We start from the raw sequence: 16,952 nt of genomic DNA, 5'->3' as shown, positions 1-16,952 counted from the left end.
ACCAATAGGGCGTTTTAGCGATGCAATTTATTGACCTAGCGGAACAACAGAAACTTATCAAGGATCAGCTTGATGCCGGCATTGCCAATGTGTTGGCGCATGGGAAGTACATTCTTGGCCCAGAAGTGGCTGAACTAGAGGCACGGCTGACTGCCTTTACGGGTGCCAAACATTGCATCACTTGCGCCAATGGAACGGATGCATTGCAAATTGCCTTGATGGCGCTTGAGGTCGGGCCGGGGGATGAGGTCATCACGCCCGGATTTTCATATATCGCCACGGCTGAAGCCGTCAGATTGCTGGGCGCAAAGCCGGTTTATGTCGATATTGACCAGACTAGTTATAACATTGATCCCAACAAGCTTGACGCTGCGATCACACCCCGGACAAAGGCAATTATACCGGTGTCGCTGTATGGCCAACCTGCTGATTTCGAACGAATTAACGAGGTAGCTGTGGCAAACGGCTTACCTGTCATCGAGGATGCTGCTCAGAGCTTTGGCGGATCGTTGCGTGGCAAACGGTCAGGAAACCTGTCAACGATTTCCTGCACCAGCTTTTTCCCATCGAAACCCCTTGGCTGCTACGGCGATGGTGGTGCGATCTTCACCTCGGACGATGATCTGAGCATCATTCTTCGCCAGATTGCCCGGCACGGGCAGGACCGGCGTTATCACCATATCAGGGTTGGCGTTAACAGCCGTCTGGACACGTTGCAGGCTGCGATCCTGCTGTGCAAGCTGGATGTTTTCGAGGATGAACTGGTCCTGCGAGACACCGTCGCGGACCGTTACAAAGTGCTACTGAAGGAAACCAATATCGCCGCTCCGACGCTGATGGAGGGGGCGACCAGCGCCTGGGCGCAGTACACGATACGCGTGGACAATCGTGAGGATGTGCAAGCTAAGCTCAAAGACGCCGGGGTTCCGACCGCCGTGCATTATCCACTGCCGTTGAACAAGCAACCAGCTGTTTCTGACCCAAATGCCGACTTGCCTGTTGGCGATCAGGCCGCCGCAACAGTGATTAGCCTGCCGATGCACCCGTATCTGCAGGAGAATTCGCAAGAGCAGATAATCGCGGCACTGAAAAAAGCGATCTGATCGCGCTGACGGTTTAATCGGTGCTGTGGCCGGCGAATTCAGGTTTAGGCAGGTTCGCAGGTTCTATTTACCGTAATATGCGCGATACCAGTCCACGAAGGCCTGAATGCCGTCCCTGATTTCGGTTTTTGGGCGATAACCGGTCAGGCGGTGCAGCAGATCGGCATTGGCCCAAGTTGCAGGCACATCGCCCAACTGCATCTCCATATAGTTTCGGATAGCGGGTTTGCCGAGGCTTTCTTCGATGGCGTCGATGAAATCCAACAAACGCACTTTGTCCGAATTTCCAATGTTCACTATGCGATAGGGAGCGACCGGGCTCAGGCTGTCACCTTCGGCGATGTCTTCGGGGGCTTTGGGGCGAACAGGCACAACGTCGATCAGCAGAGAAATTGCGCGCACCAGGTCATCCACATAGGTGAAATCACGATACATGTCGCCATGGTTGTAGATGTCTATCGGGCGGTCGTTGAGGATCGCGTCCGTGAATTTGAAGAACGCAAGGTCCGGGCGCCCCCAAGGACCGTAGACTGTGAAGAAGCGGAACATTGTTGTCGGAATATTCCAAAGATGGGCATAAGAGTGTCCCATCGCTTCATTTGCCTTTTTGGTGGCTGCGTACATAGTGAGTTGATGATCTGCTTTTTCGCACTCGTCGAAGGGCATGTCAGGATTTGCCCCGTAGATCGACGAAGTCGAAGCCATCAGCAGATGCCGCACTTTGTGCCGCCGCGCAGCTTCCATAACGTTGAACGTCCCGACAACATTGCTTTCGACATAGGCGCGCGGGTTTTCCAGGCTATACCGGACACCAGCTTGCGCTGCGAGATGGATGATCACGTCCGGTTCAAAAGCATCAGCGATCTGGTCGAACTTGGCGGTATCTTCCAGCATCCCTTCCTCGCATGAAAAATTTGGGTTCTCCAGCAACAGCGCATGTCGGCTCTGTTTGAGGCGGACATCGTAGTAATCAGTCATCCCGTCAAAGCCGTGAACCCGGCAACCGTTTTCAAGCAAAAGCTTGGCAAGATGAAAACCTATAAATCCGGCAGTACCTGTGATCAGAACCTTTTGCATGAGGTATTTCCTTGTTTCGGGGCATCGCGCGTGCGTTCGAAGGCACATATGACGCCAAGAGCCGAAGGGCTCAAGCGGTCATTTCATGGCTGAGTGAGCATGAATCTCTAGTGGTGTGCATTGCAATCTTCAACAAGCCTTCAACCGGGCCAAGGAAGCGAGTAGGTTTTGACATTCGTAAAGAGCCTGATGGTCTCGATGACCCCTTCTTTGACACCATTGCCCGAATCCTTGATGCCCCCAAAGGGGGACATTTCGATACGGTATCCGGGTTGTTCCCAGATATTGCAGGTGCCCACGTTCAGCCCATTGATATAGGCAATTGCGCGGTTCAGGTCATTGGTACATACCCCCGACGACAGGCCGTACACAGTAGAGTTCGAGATGCGCATGACCTCGTCATCGTCGTCGGGCACGCGAATGATGGGAATAATGGGGCCGAAAGTTTCCTCCATCACCAACGCAGAGTCGTGGGGAACGTTGTCGACCACGATCGGCGGCAGCAGCGCGCCCTGACGTCCGGGGCGGTAAAGGACTTGTGCTCCCGCTTTCTGGGCCAAGTGAACACGATCTTCGAAAAGCTTGGCCGCTTCCTCGTGGATCACGCAACCCAGCTCGGTCTCAGGATCCTGCGGATCTCCGAACCTGATCTTTTTGGCCTTCCCCAGCACCAAAGGCACAAAGGTGTCCGCGACACTCTCTTGCACAAGTATTCGCTTGATCGCAGTGCAGCGTTGTCCCGAATTGCCGGTGGCCCCGGCTACGGCGATCGTTGCTGCCCTGTCTAGATCGGCATCGTTGAGGTCATTCAGAACAATCAGTGGATCATTACCTCCCAACTCCAGCGCCTGACGTTTATAAACCGCCTTCTCTGCGATCATCTTGCCCACGCGAACACTACCGGTGAAGGTTATGATGTCGATGTTTTCATTGGTGATCATCTCATTCCCAATGTCCTGTGGCCAGCCAGTGACCACCTGAAACATCTCAGGCGGCAGGCCTGCCTCATAAAGGATATCGGCCAGCGTCAGGCAGGTCAGAGGCGTCAACTCGGTCGGTTTGCAGACCATGCAGTTATTGGTGGCGATCGACGGAGCAACCTTGTGGCTGACCATGTTGAGTGGATGGTTGAATGGAGTGATCGCGCTGATTGCGGTCACAGGCTCGCGCATCGTGAAAATCTTGCGGGCTTTACCATTTTGGGTCAGATCGCACGCAAAGATTTCGCCATCATCCTTCAGTGCCTCGGCCGCCGCAAATTGAAAGACATCCTGCGCGCGCTTGGTCTCGTAGATCGCGTGTTGATGGCAGATGCCAAGCTCAAGCACCAGCCATTTGGCGAGGTAATCGCGACGTTCACCAATCAGCTCTCCAGCCCGTTGCAGGATTTGGCTGCGTTCATAGCGGGTCAGTTCGGGCTTGTAGTGGGCCGCAATTTCGAAGGCGCGGCGCGCGTGTTCAGCCTGCCCTGCGGGCACATGGCCCACGACCTCATTGGTATAGGGGTAGTGAACCGGGATGGTCTCAGCGGTAAAGATGATCTCGCCACCAATTCGCATCCCTTCATCACGGATTTTGGTGACTGCCATGGCAAGAACCATCCAATGAAATCGGACCGCGTACCGGTCTATTACTCTGAAAACACATCAAACGCCTTCAACGCCTTGGCGCTGTAGGCGTAAGACGGGCCGCCGCCCATATAGGTGGCCATTGCCAGCGCTTCGCACAGCTCTTCGCGGGTCGCACCCAGCCGCACCAATGAGCGGATATGGAAGCCGATGCAACTGTCGCAGCGCGTCGCGATGGCAATCCCCAACGCCATGAATTCCTTTGTTTTTTCACTCAGCGCACCATCTGTTTTGGCCGCCTTACCCATGATGCCGAAACCACGCACGGTTTCGGGCACTTCTTTCGAGAATGCACCAATATTGGCCTCGATCTCGGCCATGAAGTCTTTCCAGTCCATCTTATGCTCCTTATCCGCGCTCATCTGCGCCCATCCGGCGCTCGAGCCAACGCACACCGGCGCTGATGATCAGTACCAGCACCAGATACTCGAAGATCAACAAAGTATAGATCTCAAGCGGGCGGTATTCCGTCACTACCAGCTCATTCGCACGGCGTGTCAGTTCTTGCATGCCGATGACGCTGGCGAATGCGCTCATCTTCACGATGTAGATGAACTGGTTGGCCAGCGGTGGCAGAATGCGCCGGATCGCTTGCGGCAGGATCACGTAGCGCATGGTCTGAAAATAGTTCAGGCCAATCGTTTGCGCCGCCTCGCTTTGCCCTTTTGCGATAGATTGTATACCGGCACGGTAGATCTCGGCGGTAAAGGCGCTGTCCGATATCGCAAGGGTGATAATTGCGCCCCAGAAGGGATCGATTGGGATGTCCATACCCATGGACTGAAAGACAATCGGCAACCCGTAGAACACCCAAAACAGCATAGGCAACAGAGGGATCGAGCGGACAAATTCGACATATACCCGGTTTACCAGCCGCCAGCCGCGCTTTTCCGACAGACCCGGCAGGGCAACCAGCAATCCAATGACAATCGACAAAATCGCCGCAATCAGCGAAATCTGAATGGTCGCACCCATGCCCGAAATCAGGAATTTTACATTGGTCCAGCCTGAAGCCGTGGTTGGATCAATGACGTACCAACCCCAGGTCTGTGAGGACGAACAGCCCGTGATCAGCAAGAAAAGGGGAAGGAAGAGAAGTGAATTTTTCATCGGACCCAACTCAATGCTGTAGAATTTGGCTCAGGAATTTCTGACACCGCTCAGACTTTGGATTGGTGAAAAAATGCTCGGGCTTACCTTGTTCGACAATCTCGCCTGCATCCATGAACACCATGTTGTCGGCCACTTTTCGGGCAAATCCCATCTCATGGGTTACCACAACCATGGTCATGCCTTCCTCGGCAAGTTCGACCATCACGTCGAGCACCTCGGAGATCATCTCAGGGTCGAGCGCCGAGGTGGGTTCGTCGAACAAAAGGACCCGGGGCTCCATGCAAAGCGAACGGGCAATTGCCACTCGCTGCTGCTGTCCACCTGAAAGCTGTATCGGGCGCTTGTCGGCCTGATCGGGTATATGAACACGCTCAAGGTAGTGGCGCGCTTTGTCTTCGGCTTCTTTTCGGCTCAACCCGCGGGCCTTGATCGGACCAAGGGTCAGGTTTTCCAGCACTGTTAGATGCGGGAACAGATTGAATTGCTGGAACACCATGCCAACTTCTGACCGGATGGTGGCTGCAGATTTGGCATCATCGTTCAGTTCGACCCCATCGATGCGGATGATGCCCTTTTGATGTTTCTCAAGCTGATTGATGCATCTTACGACCGTTGATTTACCCGATCCGGATGGGCCGCAGATCACAACCTTTTCACCACTGTTTACTGTCAGGTTGATGTTCTTGAGCACGTGAAATGTGCCAAACCACTTGTCTACGTCGACAAGCTCGATCGCTGCGTTTGGCATCTGCTGGCCCACTTGTGATTACTATGAGTTAATTAGTTGCTTGAGGTTATCTTTTTCTTTACGCTTAAATCAAGAAGCAATGTCGTGATAAAAGACTAACGCCACCAACGGGAGAACCACATGAAACGTTTTGTTAAAGTCGCGGCTGCGGCTGCGCTCGGTCTTGTGATCAGCGGCGCTGCGCAAGCACAGTCGGCTCTGAATGAAATTTTGGATGACGGCGTGCTGAAAGTGGGGACAACCGGTGACTGGAACCCGATGTCACTGCGCGACCCGGCGACTAACAGCTATAAAGGCTATGATATCGACATCATGAACGCGCTGGCCGCTGATCTGGGTGTTGAGGTCGAATATGTGCCCACCGACTGGAAAACATTGGTCAATGGTGTGGTAGCGGGGAAGTACCACATCACCGGTTCGGCTTCTATCTCACCTCCGCGCATGAAAGTTGCAGGGTTTTCAGACAGTTACATCGCGGTTGAGTTGTTTCCCTACACAACCAAGGAAAAGGCCGACAAATTTGATGGCTACGACTCGATCAACAAACCGGACGTGAAGGTTGCTACTACTCTGGGCACCACCTTTGAAAAGCGCGTGCGCGAATGGTTCCCCGATGCGGATATCAAAGTGGTCGAAGCCCCCGCGCGTGGTTTTCAGGAGGTCTTGGCCGGTCGTGCAGATGTGTTCATAACCTCGAATATCGAGGGCTCAACATTAGAAGCAAAATTCCCGGTCGTCCGCGTCAAAAATGCCGGTCCACGTTCTCCTTCTCCCATCGCGATGCTGTTGCCGCAAAGCGATCAGGTCTGGATCAACTATGTGAACAACTGGATTGAAGTGAAAAAAGCCCAAGGCTTCTTTGACGAAAACCGGGAACGCTGGGGCCTCTGATCAGAGGCCCTGGTAACTGGAGCGCCTGCGAGAGTTTTCAAAGTCATGAAACTTGAGCACATGACATGGTACGAGGTTGACACTCGTATCAATGCCGGTGCGGCCGTGTTGCTGCCGGTTGGATCGACCGAGCAGCACGGCCCGATGGGTCGCATTGGCACCGACACGATTTGCGCCGAGGCTGTCGCACTCGCTGCCGCCATGCAATGCGAGGGTATCGTCGCTCCGGCGCTGGCCTACACGCCAGCGCCTTTCAACGCGGGATTTCCCGGAACGGTGTCTATTTCAGCCGAAACCTTTCGCACCATCGCAGATGAGGTGATCCGGGGGCTCTTGGAGCAAGGTTTCGTTGGAGTGTTCATAGTGAATGGGCACGGGGCCAATCTGGCGCCTCTTCGGCAGATCGAAAGCGAAATTGCCGGTGGTCAATTGCTGATCCGTAGCTGGTGGGAGCCGAACGCAGTGAACGTTTTGCGACAGCAGCTCTATGGAGATTGGGAAGGGATGCACGCCACCCCCTCGGAGATTGCCATAACCCAGTCTTTGCTTGGACCATTGCCTGCCAATCAGGCCGCTGAGCCGCCCCAGAAACTTAGCGCCGAATACATCCGGGATCACGCAGGGGACCGCCATGGTCCACCCGACGAGCATCGCGCGGACTTCCCGGATGGCCGCGTTGGATCGCATTCAGCTTTGGCCAATCCTCAGGATGGCGAGCGTCTGCTGGCGATAGCAGCTGCGGCTATCGCTGCCGAGTTCCGGGCATTCGAACAAGGCCTGTAGTCACGGAGCGCCTGCGATGGGTGTCGCGGCCCTATTCTGCTTCGACCCCAAGCCCGTCAGTCGACAGTTCATCGAGTTTCGGCATCAACCGCAACAGTTCTTGCGCGTATTCTGTTTTCGGACTGGCAAACAGATCGCTGGTGTCCTGAACCTCAACGATTTGTCCCTGTTTCATGACCGCAACTCGGTCACACATCTGGCGCACCACAGGTAGGTCGTGGCTGATGAACAGCATGGTCAGGCCCAGATGCTCTTGCAGGTCTTTAAGAATGTTCAAAATCTGCGCCTGGATCGAAACGTCGAGCGCGCTTGTTGGCTCATCGCAGATCAGGAACCGGGGTTGTGTCGCCAGTGCGCGTGCGATCGAGATGCGCTGGCGCTGACCGCCCGAGAACTCATGCGGATATTTCAGCCCTGCCTCTGACCCCAAACCCACTTGATCCAGCAATTCGTCCACGCGGCGCTTGACGTCGGCACCTTCCATCAGGCGGTGATGGCGAATCGGCTCCGCCACAATTTCATCCACCCGCATACGCGGATTGAGAGACGAGTAGGGGTCCTGAAAGATCATCTGGATGTTTTTGCGGTACTCTTCCTGCACCGTACGATTACTCAGATCGCTTACCAGTTGCCCGTCAAAGGTGATGGTACCACCATCCACAGGATAGAGCCCCGCAATCATCCGCGCGACGGTGGATTTGCCCGATCCGGACTCACCGACAACCCCAAAGACCTCACCTGCGCGAATGTCAAAGCTGACGTTGTCGACAGCGGTGAAGTAGGTACGATCCCAAGGCAGTAATCCACGCTTTTGCAGAAATTTCTTCGTCAGGCTGCGGATTTCAAAGATCGGTTTGCTGGCGTCGTTATCCACCTTGGGCCAGTGGCGTGCCATATCCTCGATCGCGAAACGCGTTTCGCGCCCGCCATAGCTGATCTGAGGGAAGCGATGCAGTTTCAGCGTCGGGCGTGGTACGGCGGCGATCAGGGACTTGGTGTATTCGTGCTGCGGCCGGCCCATCACCTGTGCTGTGGTGCCGCTTTCAACCACCTTGCCCGCATACATCACGGTCACGCGGTCAGTGGTATCGGCGATCACGCCCATATCATGGGTGATCAGTATGACACCCACCTGACGCTCTTGTGCCAGTTCCTTGATCAGGTCCAAAATCTGGGCCTGAACCGAAACATCCAAAGCCGTCGTGGGTTCATCGGCGATTATCACATCCGGTTCGGTGCAAAGTGCCAGAGCAATCACCACGCGTTGCCGCATGCCGCCCGAGAACTGGTGCGGGTACTGATCCAGCCGAGTATCCGGGTCTGGGATGCCAACGCGATCGATCAAATCACGGGCGCGCTTGCTTGCTTCGGCCTCGGATCCACCCAGATGGGCCTGGATCGTCTCGACCAGTTGTTCGCGCACTGTAAATAGCGGGTTCAGCGACGTAAGCGGGTCTTGAAAGATCATCGAGATCTTCTTGCCGCGCAGCCCGCGCATCGCCTCGGCATCGATGCCGCTGATCTTATCGCCGCCTAGCTTAATCTGACCGCTGGCAATGCGACCTGGGCGTTCCAGAAGGCCCATCACCGCAGCGCCGATGGTGGATTTACCTGCCCCGGATTCGCCCACAAGTCCGTGGATTTCACCGGGTTCGACAGAAAGGCTGGCGTGGTCCACTGCAGTAAACAGCTGGCGGCGGGTCGGGAATTCGACGGTGAGGTCTTGGATGGTCAGAAGGCTCATGAAATCACCGCAGTTTTGGGTTCAGCGCGTCGCGCAGCCAGTCGCCCAACAAGTTGACCGACAGGGCGAGTGCCAGAAGCGTGCAGGCCGGGAAGAACAAAATCCACCATTCGCCCGAGAACAGGAAACCCTGCCCGATCCGGATTAGTGTCCCCAGCGACGGCTGGGTCGGGGGGGCGCCCACACCCAGAAAACTCAATGTGGCCTCAGCAATGATCGCCAGCGCCAGCGAGATGGTGGCGATGACCAGAACCGGGCTAAGGACATTGGGTAGGATGTGACGGAACATGATCGGGAACGATCCACGCCCGATCAAGCGCGCGGCTTGTACATATTCTTTGTTTTTCTCGACCAGAGCAGCACCACGGACGACGCGTGCGAACTGCACCCAGTCCGACAACGCAATCGCGATGATCAGAACATAGATTGCCATCTCATCGCGGTATTCCGGCGGAGTGATTCCTTTGGCAATCCCAAAGATCAGCATTGCGACCAGAATGGCCGGGAACGTCAGTTGCACGTCTGCGATACGCATGATCAGCGTCTCGATCCAACCTCCGAAATACGCAGCGATCAGACCGAGGATCACGCCGATGATCAAGGCAAGAAGCACAGCAGAGGCACCTACGAACAATGAAATGCGCAACCCGTAGAGGATGGTCGAGAACACATCGCGCCCTTGGTCATCCGTGCCTAGCAAAAAGGTCTCTTGCGTAAACGCATTGGGCGTACCTGGCGGTGTGAACCCGTTCATCAGGTTCAGTGTTGCTGGATCGAACGGGTTATATGGCGCGATCAGCGGGGCAAAGATCGCCGCCAGCACCAGAATGGCCACGACCAAAGATGCGATCATGGCTACCGGAGAGTGCCGGAAAGACCAGGCGAAATCGCTGTCCCAGAATTTAGCCATACGCGATTTAGGCGCGACTTTCGGGGTTTCCATCGTTTCGGTCATGTGGCCCTCGCGTCGACACGCAGGCGCGGGTCAATGGCATAGTACAGAAGGTCGACAATCAGGTTGATTGTCACGAACATCACTGAGATCAGCATCAGATAGGCAGCCATAACGGGGATATCCACGAACTGGATCGCGTTGATGAACAGCAAGCCGACGCCCGGCCATTGGAACACCGTTTCGGTGATGATGGCAAAAGCGATGATCGACCCCAGCTGAAGGCCCGTGATGGTGATCACCGGCACAAGAGTGTTCTTCAGCGCGTGGCGGAAATTGATCACCCGGTCCGACAGCCCTCGGGCGCGGGCAAAGCGGACATAGTCAGCGCGCAGAACCTCCAGCATCTCGGACCGGACAAGCCGCATGATCAGTGTCATTTGATAGAGGCCCAGCGTGATTGCAGGCAATATCAACGCCTTGAGCCCCGAGGTTGTCAGAAACCCGGTGGACCAACTGCCAATCATAACAGTCTCGCCCCTCCCGAAACTGGGCAGTAGGTCGAGTTCAACCGAGAAAACATAGATCAGCAGGATGCCGATGAGGAACGTCGGCAGCGAAACCCCGATCAAGGAAACGGTCATGATCACATTGGCAGCGATCCCTTGTCGTCGGATTGCAGTAAAGACACCGAGGGCAATGCCCATCGTGATCGCAAGAAAGCCGGACACAAAGGCCAATTCCAACGTCGCCGGAGCGCGTTCCACCAGGATGGTCGAGACCGGTCGCCCCTGGCGATAAGACACACCGAAATTGCCCTGAACGGCGCCTTGCAGGAACTTGGCGTATTGCACCACAAAAGGTTGGTCCAACCCAAGCTCGGTCCGTAGGCGGTCAATGTCGGCCTGCGTGCGCTCTTGACCCAGCATGTTGTCGATCGGGTCGCCAACAAATCGGAACATCGAAAAGGCGACCAACCCCACGACCAACAGCACTATGACGGACTGGAACATCCGTCTGACGATATATGCGAACATATGTTTCCCTCGTAGATCGGTCTCTCTAGGCCGACCTTGACCAGATGGTCAAGAGAGTGCTGTCAACTCAACGCGACGTTGCCGCCGATCAATTCACATTCACCCAACGCAGCAGGAAGAAGTTGTCCGGACGCTGCGTGACCTCGACATTGCTGCGCGTGCCCCAAACCAGCGGCTGGACATACATCGGCACATAAACGTGTTCGTCCTGATAGATTTGAGTAACCTCGTCCAGCATCGCCTGACGCTTGGCCTCATCCAGTTCTGACTGGATCATCGGCAACAGCTCATCGACACGTGCATTCGAGAAACCGCCGAAGTTCCAGCTACCCAGCTTTTTCTCTTCGTTCGGGGTTGCGACAAGGAACCGGACCGGATGCTCGGCGTCGAACGTACCGGGGCTCCAGCCCAGCAGGTACATGTCGTAATTATCTTCGCGCAGTTCCGGCCAATAGTTCCGCACTGGCATCGCGTCCAGCTCGGCGGTGATCCCGATCTGAGCCAGCATACCAACGACGGCCTGACAGACGGCCTCGTCATTAAGGTAGCGGTCATTGGGGCATTTCAGGCCAAATGAGAAACCATCTGCATATCCGGCCTCGGCCAGCAGCGCCTTTGCCGACTCCGCATCAAACGCGGGGCGTCCGGCGTTGGCTTCGGAGAACCCGCTCATGGCTGGGCTGACGAGCTGCGATGCGGGCTCGGCATTTCCGCGCATGATCGTGGCCAGAATGGCGTCGACATTCACCGCTTGCGCAACTGCCTGCCGCACGCGCGCGTCACGGAACGGGTTGGGTTTGCCCGCATCGTCTGTGTATTTCAGCGTGTCAGCCTCGTGGTCGAAGCCCAGCATGATCACACGCGCTTCAATGCCCTGGATGACATCGACCTCTGCGTTCTGCTGCAGCCGTGCGACGTCCTGAATGGGGACCGGGTTGATCATGTCCACATCGCCCGATAGAAGCGCCGCTACGGCCGTGGCAGGATTTTGGATCGGATTAAATTCTGCACGGGTGATGTTGTGTTCAACATCCCCCCACCAGCCTTCATAAGGTTCCAACACGGTCTTAAGACCCGGCTCGCGCTCGGTCACCTTGAACGCGCCGGTGCCGTTGGCGTTGATGGTGGCGTAGTTTCCGGTTTCTTTGTCGGGGACCACGGCGTCGTTGGCCTCAGTCCAGTCTTGATCCATGATCATCCAGTTGGCAATCGATGACGGAAACAGCGGGTTAGGTGCTGTGGTCATGATATCAACGGTGTAGTCATCAACTACAATGACGTCACTGACAGGAGCGAACCAACTGCGCGTGTCCGCCGCCTCACCCGAGGCGCGTTGGTAGCTGAACAGCACATCTTGCGCGTCAAAGCTGCTTCCGTCGTGAAAGGTCACGCCCTGACGCAGATTGAACCGCCATCCTTCGCCGTCGCCGATCGGCTCCCAATTGACAGCCAACGCGGGCTCAACGCTCATATCCTTTCCGCGGCGGACCAGCCCTTCGTAGACGTTGTTCAGGAACCCGAGAACTGGGGCCGAGTTGACCGCGTGAGGGTCCATCGTCTGCGGATCGGTGGTCGAGGCCCACTTGAATTCGGCCGCCTGCGCGGCGCTTGCAAGCAACATGGTCAGGCCGATTGCACTGTTTCTGAGGATCATGGCGAAATCTCCCTGTTAGCGCTGAAACAATCCAGCTTTTTCGCTGCCACGTAAAGCCGTTCCTGCGCCGAGATCACAGGTCCGTTACCGACGGCGCAAACAAGAACAGGGCGCGTTTCCGCGCCCTGCATACCATCACAGAGGATAGTTTAGTTCATCTCAAAGTATTTGATCTTCGGTGAATCTTCCGGCTCGACGATGGTGCCCACGCCCGATTTCATGCCCCAGTTCAGCACCTGATGGTGGATCGGGATATAAAGCTGTTCGTCCTGAACAACCTGCCAGATATCACCGATCTGCTGATCACGTGCGGGCAGATCAGTTTCAGAGGCAAGGGCCACGATTTTGGCATCCAGATCCGGGTTGGAGTAGCGTGTGCCATTCCACGAGCCGTACTTTTCGCCCTTCGAATGGACGAGGAAGTTGAAGATGTACTCCGAGTCATAAGTCGGAACACCCCAGCCCAGCATGTAGAAATCTGTTTCTAGGTTGTTGATCAACGGGAAGTGCTGGGCTTTCGGTTTGGCGTCCAGGTTAACTGTGACGCCGATCTGGGCCAGCATTCCAACCGCTGCCTGACAGATCGCCTCATCATTGATGTAGCGGTCATTCGGGCAGTTCAGGGTCAGCGAGAATCCATCAGGATAGCCTGCTTCGGCCATCAACGCCTTGGCCCCTTCGATATCGGTTGACGAGGACGCATCCATATCTGCATCCCAACCATTCACAAACGGAGGTGAGATCATGCCAGCAGGAGCAGACTGACCACGCATCACGACCTGTTTGATCGCATCACGATTGATCGCTTTTGACATCGCCTGTCGAACGCGGACATCAGCCAGCGGGTTCTTACCATCCACATTGTCCGAGGTCAGATCAGCGTCGCCCATGTTCATGCCAAAGAAAATTACCCGGTTCTGCGGCGCGGTGCGTACGTCCAGACCATCGGTTCCGGCTACACGCTCGAGGTCCTGTACGGGCACGTCCTGAATGAAATCAACCTCACCCGAAAGCAGCGCGGCAACACGGGTCGCGGCGTTCTGGATCGGGGTATAGATGATCTCGGTTACCTGCAGCGGGAACTCATCCTTGCCCCAATAGCCGTCATAGGCGGCCAGGACGGTTTTCACGTCGGGCTCGCGGCTGACCAGCTTGTAGGGACCGGTGCCATTGGCGTTCTTGGCCGCAAACGTGTCTTCGCCGCCCTCATAGTCCTGAACCTTGACGGCGTTGTTTGCCTCGGCCCAACCTTTGTCCATCATGAACATGTTGGTCAGGTTGTTGGGCATGATCGGGTTTGGGCCGTCAGTTTCGATCTCGATCGTGAACTTGTCGGGCGCACGCACCTCTTTCACAGAGGCCAACAGTTCCTTGTAATCCGAATCCGGCGTCATCGCGCGGTTCAGCGAAAACACGACATCCTCGCTGTCGAACTCGGCACCGTCGTGGAAGGTAACGCCCTCGCGCAGTTTGAACACCCAGACATTCGGATTTTCTTCCGATGGTGCCCATTCGGTCGCCAGCGATGGAACCAGTGCGCCTGAGTGATCACGCATCACCAGCGTTTCCATGATCTGGTGCGCCATGGCCGAGGTCGGGCCTTCGTTTTGCGCATGCGGGTCCAGCGTCAGCGCATCACCTGCACGGGCCCATCGCAGCGTCTCCGCCGAAGCGCCCGCCGCGATCATCGCCGTTGCACTGGCGGCAAGCATCAGAGTTTTGAATGACATAAGTCGTCTCCCCATTTTTTGTTGTGGCCGCATTTTCATACGGTTGGCCGAATTTTTCGGCCATCATGGGCCAGCATCATCCAGATCATGGTCCGAGTTGCAACACCCGAATGTTAGCGCCCTGCTTTTCTTTCTGTCTGCCGGGGCTTAGGTGAATGTAGGTCATGCAGAAACACGCCTCGTATTTAGCCCTATGACAGGGTTGCCGCCTAACGTTTATTGAAGGCGTCTCTAAGAGCGTCACCAAAGGCCCCGTTCTGGGTGCTCTGACCCCCATGGCTGCGCCGCTGTTCCCCTGGCTTGGGTGTTCGTGCCGGTTTGCCCTTGCCACGGAGTGCATTGCCCTCGCGTGCCGAAGCGCCACCGTCCTTGCGCATGGACAGCCCAATGCGCTTACGTGGAACGTCGACTTCGACCACCGTCACTTTGACAACTTGCCCGGTTTTGACCACCTCATGCGGGTCCTTCACGAACCGATCGGCCAGTTGGCTGACATGAACCAACCCGTCCTGATGCACGCCAATGTCGACAAACGCGCCGAAGGCGGCGACGTTGGTGACGGTACCCTCCAGCACCATGCCGGGCTTCAGGTCCGTGATTTCCTCAACCCCGTCCGTAAACGACGCCGTTTTGAAACTGGGTCGCGGGTCTCGGCCGGGCTTCTCCAATTCGGTGAAAATGTCGCGAACCGTTGGCAAGCCGAAGGTGTCACTCACAAACTGCTCGGCGCGCAGGTCTTTCAGCGCGCCTTCATGCCCCATGATTTGGCGAATGTCGCGCCCACATGCTGCCACTACCCGACGGGCGACATCGTAAGCCTCGGGGTGAACCGAGGAGGCGTCCAGAGGCTCTGAACCGTCGCGAATTCGCAGGAAACCTGCACACTGCTCGAAGGCGCGTGGACCAAGACGGGCCACCTTCAGCAAATCCTTGCGAGACGCAAAGGCACCATGAATATCTCGGTGCGTGACGATCGCCTCGGCCAATCCCGGTCCCAGACCCGAGACGTGCGAAAGCAAGGGGGCTGAAGCTGTATTCAGATCCACGCCCACAGCGTTCACCACATCTTCGATCACCGACTCCAGTGACTGTGACAAGCGGTGCTGATCCACATCGTGCTGATACTGACCGACGCCGATGCTCTTGGGTTCAATCTTGACCAGTTCAGCCAAGGGATCTTGTAGCCGGCGGGCAATCGAGACCGCTCCACGTAGCGAGACGTCGAGGTCGGGAAATTCGCGCGCGGCAAGCTCGGATGCCGAGTAGACCGAGGCTCCAGCCTCGGAAACGACGACCTTGGTGGGCGCTTTGACGGTCTTGGGCAGAAGCGACAGCGTATCGGCCACCAAACGCTCAGTCTCGCGGCTGGCTGTGCCGTTGCCGATGGCAATAAGCTCGATTTTATGTGTAGCGATAAGGTTCAGGATTGCCGTTTGTGCACCACGCAGATCATTCTTGGGCTGAAACGGATATAGCGTATCCGTTGCAACCACCTTACCGGTTGCATCCACCACGGCGGCTTTGACCCCGGTGCGAATGCCGGGATCCAACCCAAGCGTCGGACGTGCCCCCGCCGGAGCAGCGAATAGCAGATCCTTTAGGTTGCGCGAAAACACTTGAATTGCCTCGTCTTGTGCGCGGCTGCGCAGGTCGGCCATCAGTTCGACCATCATCGACAGCGACAGCTTGACCCGCCATGTCCAGCCCGCAACCTTGCGCAGCCATTTGTCACCCGGCGCATCGCCCCGCGTGTTCAGATGAGCCGCAACCATGGCCTCGGCCCGCGCGGCGCCCGCTTCGGGTTCGGGAGCAATGTCTAGCGTTACGATCCCTTCCTTCGAGGCGCGCAGCATTGCAAGCGCTCGATGCGACGGGGTTTTCGACCAAAGCTCGGAATGATCAAAGTAATCGCTGAACTTGGCCCCTGCTTGTTCTTTACCCTCGACAACATTCGCGCTCAGCAACGCCTCACGCTGCATGAAGTTACGTAGCTCTCCCAACAAAGCAGCGTTTTCGGTAAGCCGCTCTGTGATGATGTCCCGTGCACCATTCAGCGCGTCTTTGGTCGTGGGGACAGCCTCAATCAGATACCCCTCAGCCAGCCCTTCTGGTTCGGCCAACCGGTCCGACAGAATCGCATCGGCCAGCGGCTCCAGACCATTCTCGCGGGCAATCATCGCCTTGGTCCGGCGTTTGGGCTTGTACGGCAGATAAATATCTTCCAACTGCGCCTTGGTTTCGGCTTGGGCGATCGATTTCACCAGATCGTCCGTCAGTTTCCCCTGATCCTTGATCGAGGACAGAATCGCCTCGCGCCGGGCCTCAAGCTCACGCAGATAATTCAGTCGCTCGGAAAGGGTGCGCAATTGGGTATCATCCAGCCCGCCGGTCACTTCCTTCCGATAACGGGCGACAAAGGGCACGGTCGCACCTTCATCCAACAACCTGACCGCGGCCCCAACCTGTTCCGCGCGGGCGTTAATCTCGGTGGCGATGGTGCGGGCGATACGGTCCAAAGGGGCCTCCTGACTTGCGGTTGGAAGATCGTCTTA

Annotated in this window: 14 protein-coding genes; 3 read left to right on the top strand and 11 right to left on the bottom strand. The window is 56.4% G+C overall.

Annotation, left to right across the window (positions count from 1 at the left end):
* Positions 1 to 20: 20 nt before the first annotated feature.
* Positions 21 to 1,103 (top strand): DegT/DnrJ/EryC1/StrS family aminotransferase, encoded by a 1,083-nt coding sequence (locus ACR0MJ_RS09600; protein WP_480760816.1) that lies wholly within the window; start codon positions 21 to 23, stop codon positions 1,101 to 1,103.
* A 63-nt stretch (positions 1,104 to 1,166) separates the two neighbouring features.
* Here the strand turns inward: ACR0MJ_RS09600 and ACR0MJ_RS09595 are convergent, their stop codons facing one another.
* The 5 genes from ACR0MJ_RS09595 to ACR0MJ_RS09575 all read right to left on the bottom strand — a co-directional run bounded on the left by ACR0MJ_RS09595 (position 1,167) and on the right by ACR0MJ_RS09575 (position 5,669).
* The gene (locus ACR0MJ_RS09595; protein WP_480760815.1) at positions 1,167 to 2,180 is read right to left on the bottom strand and encodes an NAD-dependent epimerase/dehydratase family protein; all 1,014 of its coding nucleotides are present in this window, start codon (positions 2,178 to 2,180) and stop codon (positions 1,167 to 1,169) included.
* Positions 2,181 to 2,320: 140 nt separating this feature from the next.
* Positions 2,321 to 3,769 (bottom strand): phosphonoacetaldehyde dehydrogenase, encoded by a 1,449-nt coding sequence (phnY, locus tag ACR0MJ_RS09590; RefSeq protein ID WP_480760814.1) that lies wholly within the window; start codon positions 3,767 to 3,769, stop codon positions 2,321 to 2,323.
* Between the two features lie 41 nt (positions 3,770 to 3,810).
* Positions 3,811 to 4,146 carry a carboxymuconolactone decarboxylase family protein gene (locus tag ACR0MJ_RS09585; RefSeq protein ID WP_480760813.1) on the bottom strand — a complete coding sequence of 112 codons (336 nt, stop codon included), beginning with the start codon at positions 4,144 to 4,146 and terminating at the stop codon, positions 3,811 to 3,813.
* 10 nt (positions 4,147 to 4,156) lie between these two features.
* Positions 4,157 to 4,918 (bottom strand): amino acid ABC transporter permease, encoded by a 762-nt coding sequence (locus ACR0MJ_RS09580; RefSeq protein WP_480760812.1) that lies wholly within the window; start codon positions 4,916 to 4,918, stop codon positions 4,157 to 4,159.
* A gap of 10 nt (positions 4,919 to 4,928) precedes the next feature.
* A complete protein-coding gene (locus ACR0MJ_RS09575) occupies positions 4,929 to 5,669 on the bottom strand; it encodes an amino acid ABC transporter ATP-binding protein (RefSeq protein ID WP_480760811.1) in 741 nt (246 codons plus the stop codon).
* Between the two features lie 120 nt (positions 5,670 to 5,789).
* On the opposite strand from ACR0MJ_RS09575, the gene ACR0MJ_RS09570 reads away from it, so the two are divergent.
* Both ACR0MJ_RS09570 and ACR0MJ_RS09565 read left to right on the top strand, forming a co-directional pair.
* Positions 5,790 to 6,560, top strand: a complete 771-nt coding sequence (locus ACR0MJ_RS09570) for a transporter substrate-binding domain-containing protein (RefSeq protein WP_170393886.1) — start codon at positions 5,790 to 5,792, stop codon at positions 6,558 to 6,560.
* A 45-nt stretch (positions 6,561 to 6,605) separates the two neighbouring features.
* Positions 6,606 to 7,343 carry a creatininase family protein gene (locus tag ACR0MJ_RS09565; RefSeq protein ID WP_480537098.1) on the top strand — a complete coding sequence of 246 codons (738 nt, stop codon included), beginning with the start codon at positions 6,606 to 6,608 and terminating at the stop codon, positions 7,341 to 7,343.
* A gap of 31 nt (positions 7,344 to 7,374) precedes the next feature.
* Here ACR0MJ_RS09565 and ACR0MJ_RS09560 read toward each other — a convergent pair whose 3' ends face one another.
* The 6 genes from ACR0MJ_RS09560 to ACR0MJ_RS09535 all read right to left on the bottom strand — a co-directional run bounded on the left by ACR0MJ_RS09560 (position 7,375) and on the right by ACR0MJ_RS09535 (position 16,916).
* On the bottom strand, positions 7,375 to 9,087 hold the full coding sequence (locus tag ACR0MJ_RS09560; protein WP_480760810.1) for an ABC transporter ATP-binding protein: 1,713 nt from the start codon (positions 9,085 to 9,087) through the stop codon (positions 7,375 to 7,377).
* A 4-nt stretch (positions 9,088 to 9,091) separates the two neighbouring features.
* The gene (locus ACR0MJ_RS09555; protein WP_480760809.1) at positions 9,092 to 10,042 is read right to left on the bottom strand and encodes an ABC transporter permease; all 951 of its coding nucleotides are present in this window, start codon (positions 10,040 to 10,042) and stop codon (positions 9,092 to 9,094) included.
* Positions 10,039 to 11,016 (bottom strand): ABC transporter permease, encoded by a 978-nt coding sequence (locus ACR0MJ_RS09550; RefSeq protein ID WP_170393893.1) that lies wholly within the window; start codon positions 11,014 to 11,016, stop codon positions 10,039 to 10,041. Before ACR0MJ_RS09550 ends, ACR0MJ_RS09555 begins: the two co-directional genes overlap by 4 nt.
* Before the next feature lie 88 nt (positions 11,017 to 11,104).
* Complete coding sequence (locus ACR0MJ_RS09545; RefSeq protein WP_480760808.1) at positions 11,105 to 12,670, bottom strand: ABC transporter substrate-binding protein; 1,566 nt, start codon at positions 12,668 to 12,670, stop codon at positions 11,105 to 11,107.
* 149 nt (positions 12,671 to 12,819) lie between these two features.
* Positions 12,820 to 14,400 carry an ABC transporter substrate-binding protein gene (locus ACR0MJ_RS09540; protein ID WP_170393897.1) on the bottom strand — a complete coding sequence of 527 codons (1,581 nt, stop codon included), beginning with the start codon at positions 14,398 to 14,400 and terminating at the stop codon, positions 12,820 to 12,822.
* Positions 14,401 to 14,609: 209 nt separating this feature from the next.
* Positions 14,610 to 16,916 carry a Tex family protein gene (locus ACR0MJ_RS09535; protein ID WP_480760807.1) on the bottom strand — a complete coding sequence of 769 codons (2,307 nt, stop codon included), beginning with the start codon at positions 16,914 to 16,916 and terminating at the stop codon, positions 14,610 to 14,612.
* Positions 16,917 to 16,952 lie beyond the last annotated feature (36 nt).

The organism is Ruegeria sp. C6 (genome assembly GCF_056537625.1).
Note: the sequence above shows the minus strand (reverse complement) of the source record. Positions and strands in the feature narration are given on the sequence as shown.

Excerpts from the sequence above, each read along its gene's own strand:
- ACR0MJ_RS09600 (WP_480760816.1), top strand. The coding sequence starts at position 21 with ATGCAATTTATTGACCTAGCGGAACAACAGAAACTTATCAAGGATCAG.
- ACR0MJ_RS09595 (WP_480760815.1), bottom strand. The coding sequence starts at position 2,180 with ATGCAAAAGGTTCTGATCACAGGTACTGCCGGATTTATAGGTTTTCAT.
- phnY (WP_480760814.1), bottom strand. The coding sequence starts at position 3,769 with ATGGCAGTCACCAAAATCCGTGATGAAGGGATGCGAATTGGTGGCGAG.
- ACR0MJ_RS09585 (WP_480760813.1), bottom strand. The coding sequence starts at position 4,146 with ATGGACTGGAAAGACTTCATGGCCGAGATCGAGGCCAATATTGGTGCA.
- ACR0MJ_RS09580 (WP_480760812.1), bottom strand. The coding sequence starts at position 4,918 with ATGAAAAATTCACTTCTCTTCCTTCCCCTTTTCTTGCTGATCACGGGC.
- ACR0MJ_RS09575 (WP_480760811.1), bottom strand. The coding sequence starts at position 5,669 with ATGCCAAACGCAGCGATCGAGCTTGTCGACGTAGACAAGTGGTTTGGC.
- ACR0MJ_RS09570 (WP_170393886.1), top strand. The coding sequence starts at position 5,790 with ATGAAACGTTTTGTTAAAGTCGCGGCTGCGGCTGCGCTCGGTCTTGTG.
- ACR0MJ_RS09565 (WP_480537098.1), top strand. The coding sequence starts at position 6,606 with ATGAAACTTGAGCACATGACATGGTACGAGGTTGACACTCGTATCAAT.
- ACR0MJ_RS09560 (WP_480760810.1), bottom strand. The coding sequence starts at position 9,087 with ATGAGCCTTCTGACCATCCAAGACCTCACCGTCGAATTCCCGACCCGC.
- ACR0MJ_RS09555 (WP_480760809.1), bottom strand. The coding sequence starts at position 10,042 with ATGACCGAAACGATGGAAACCCCGAAAGTCGCGCCTAAATCGCGTATG.
- ACR0MJ_RS09550 (WP_170393893.1), bottom strand. The coding sequence starts at position 11,016 with ATGTTCGCATATATCGTCAGACGGATGTTCCAGTCCGTCATAGTGCTG.
- ACR0MJ_RS09545 (WP_480760808.1), bottom strand. The coding sequence starts at position 12,670 with ATGATCCTCAGAAACAGTGCAATCGGCCTGACCATGTTGCTTGCAAGC.
- ACR0MJ_RS09540 (WP_170393897.1), bottom strand. The coding sequence starts at position 14,400 with ATGTCATTCAAAACTCTGATGCTTGCCGCCAGTGCAACGGCGATGATC.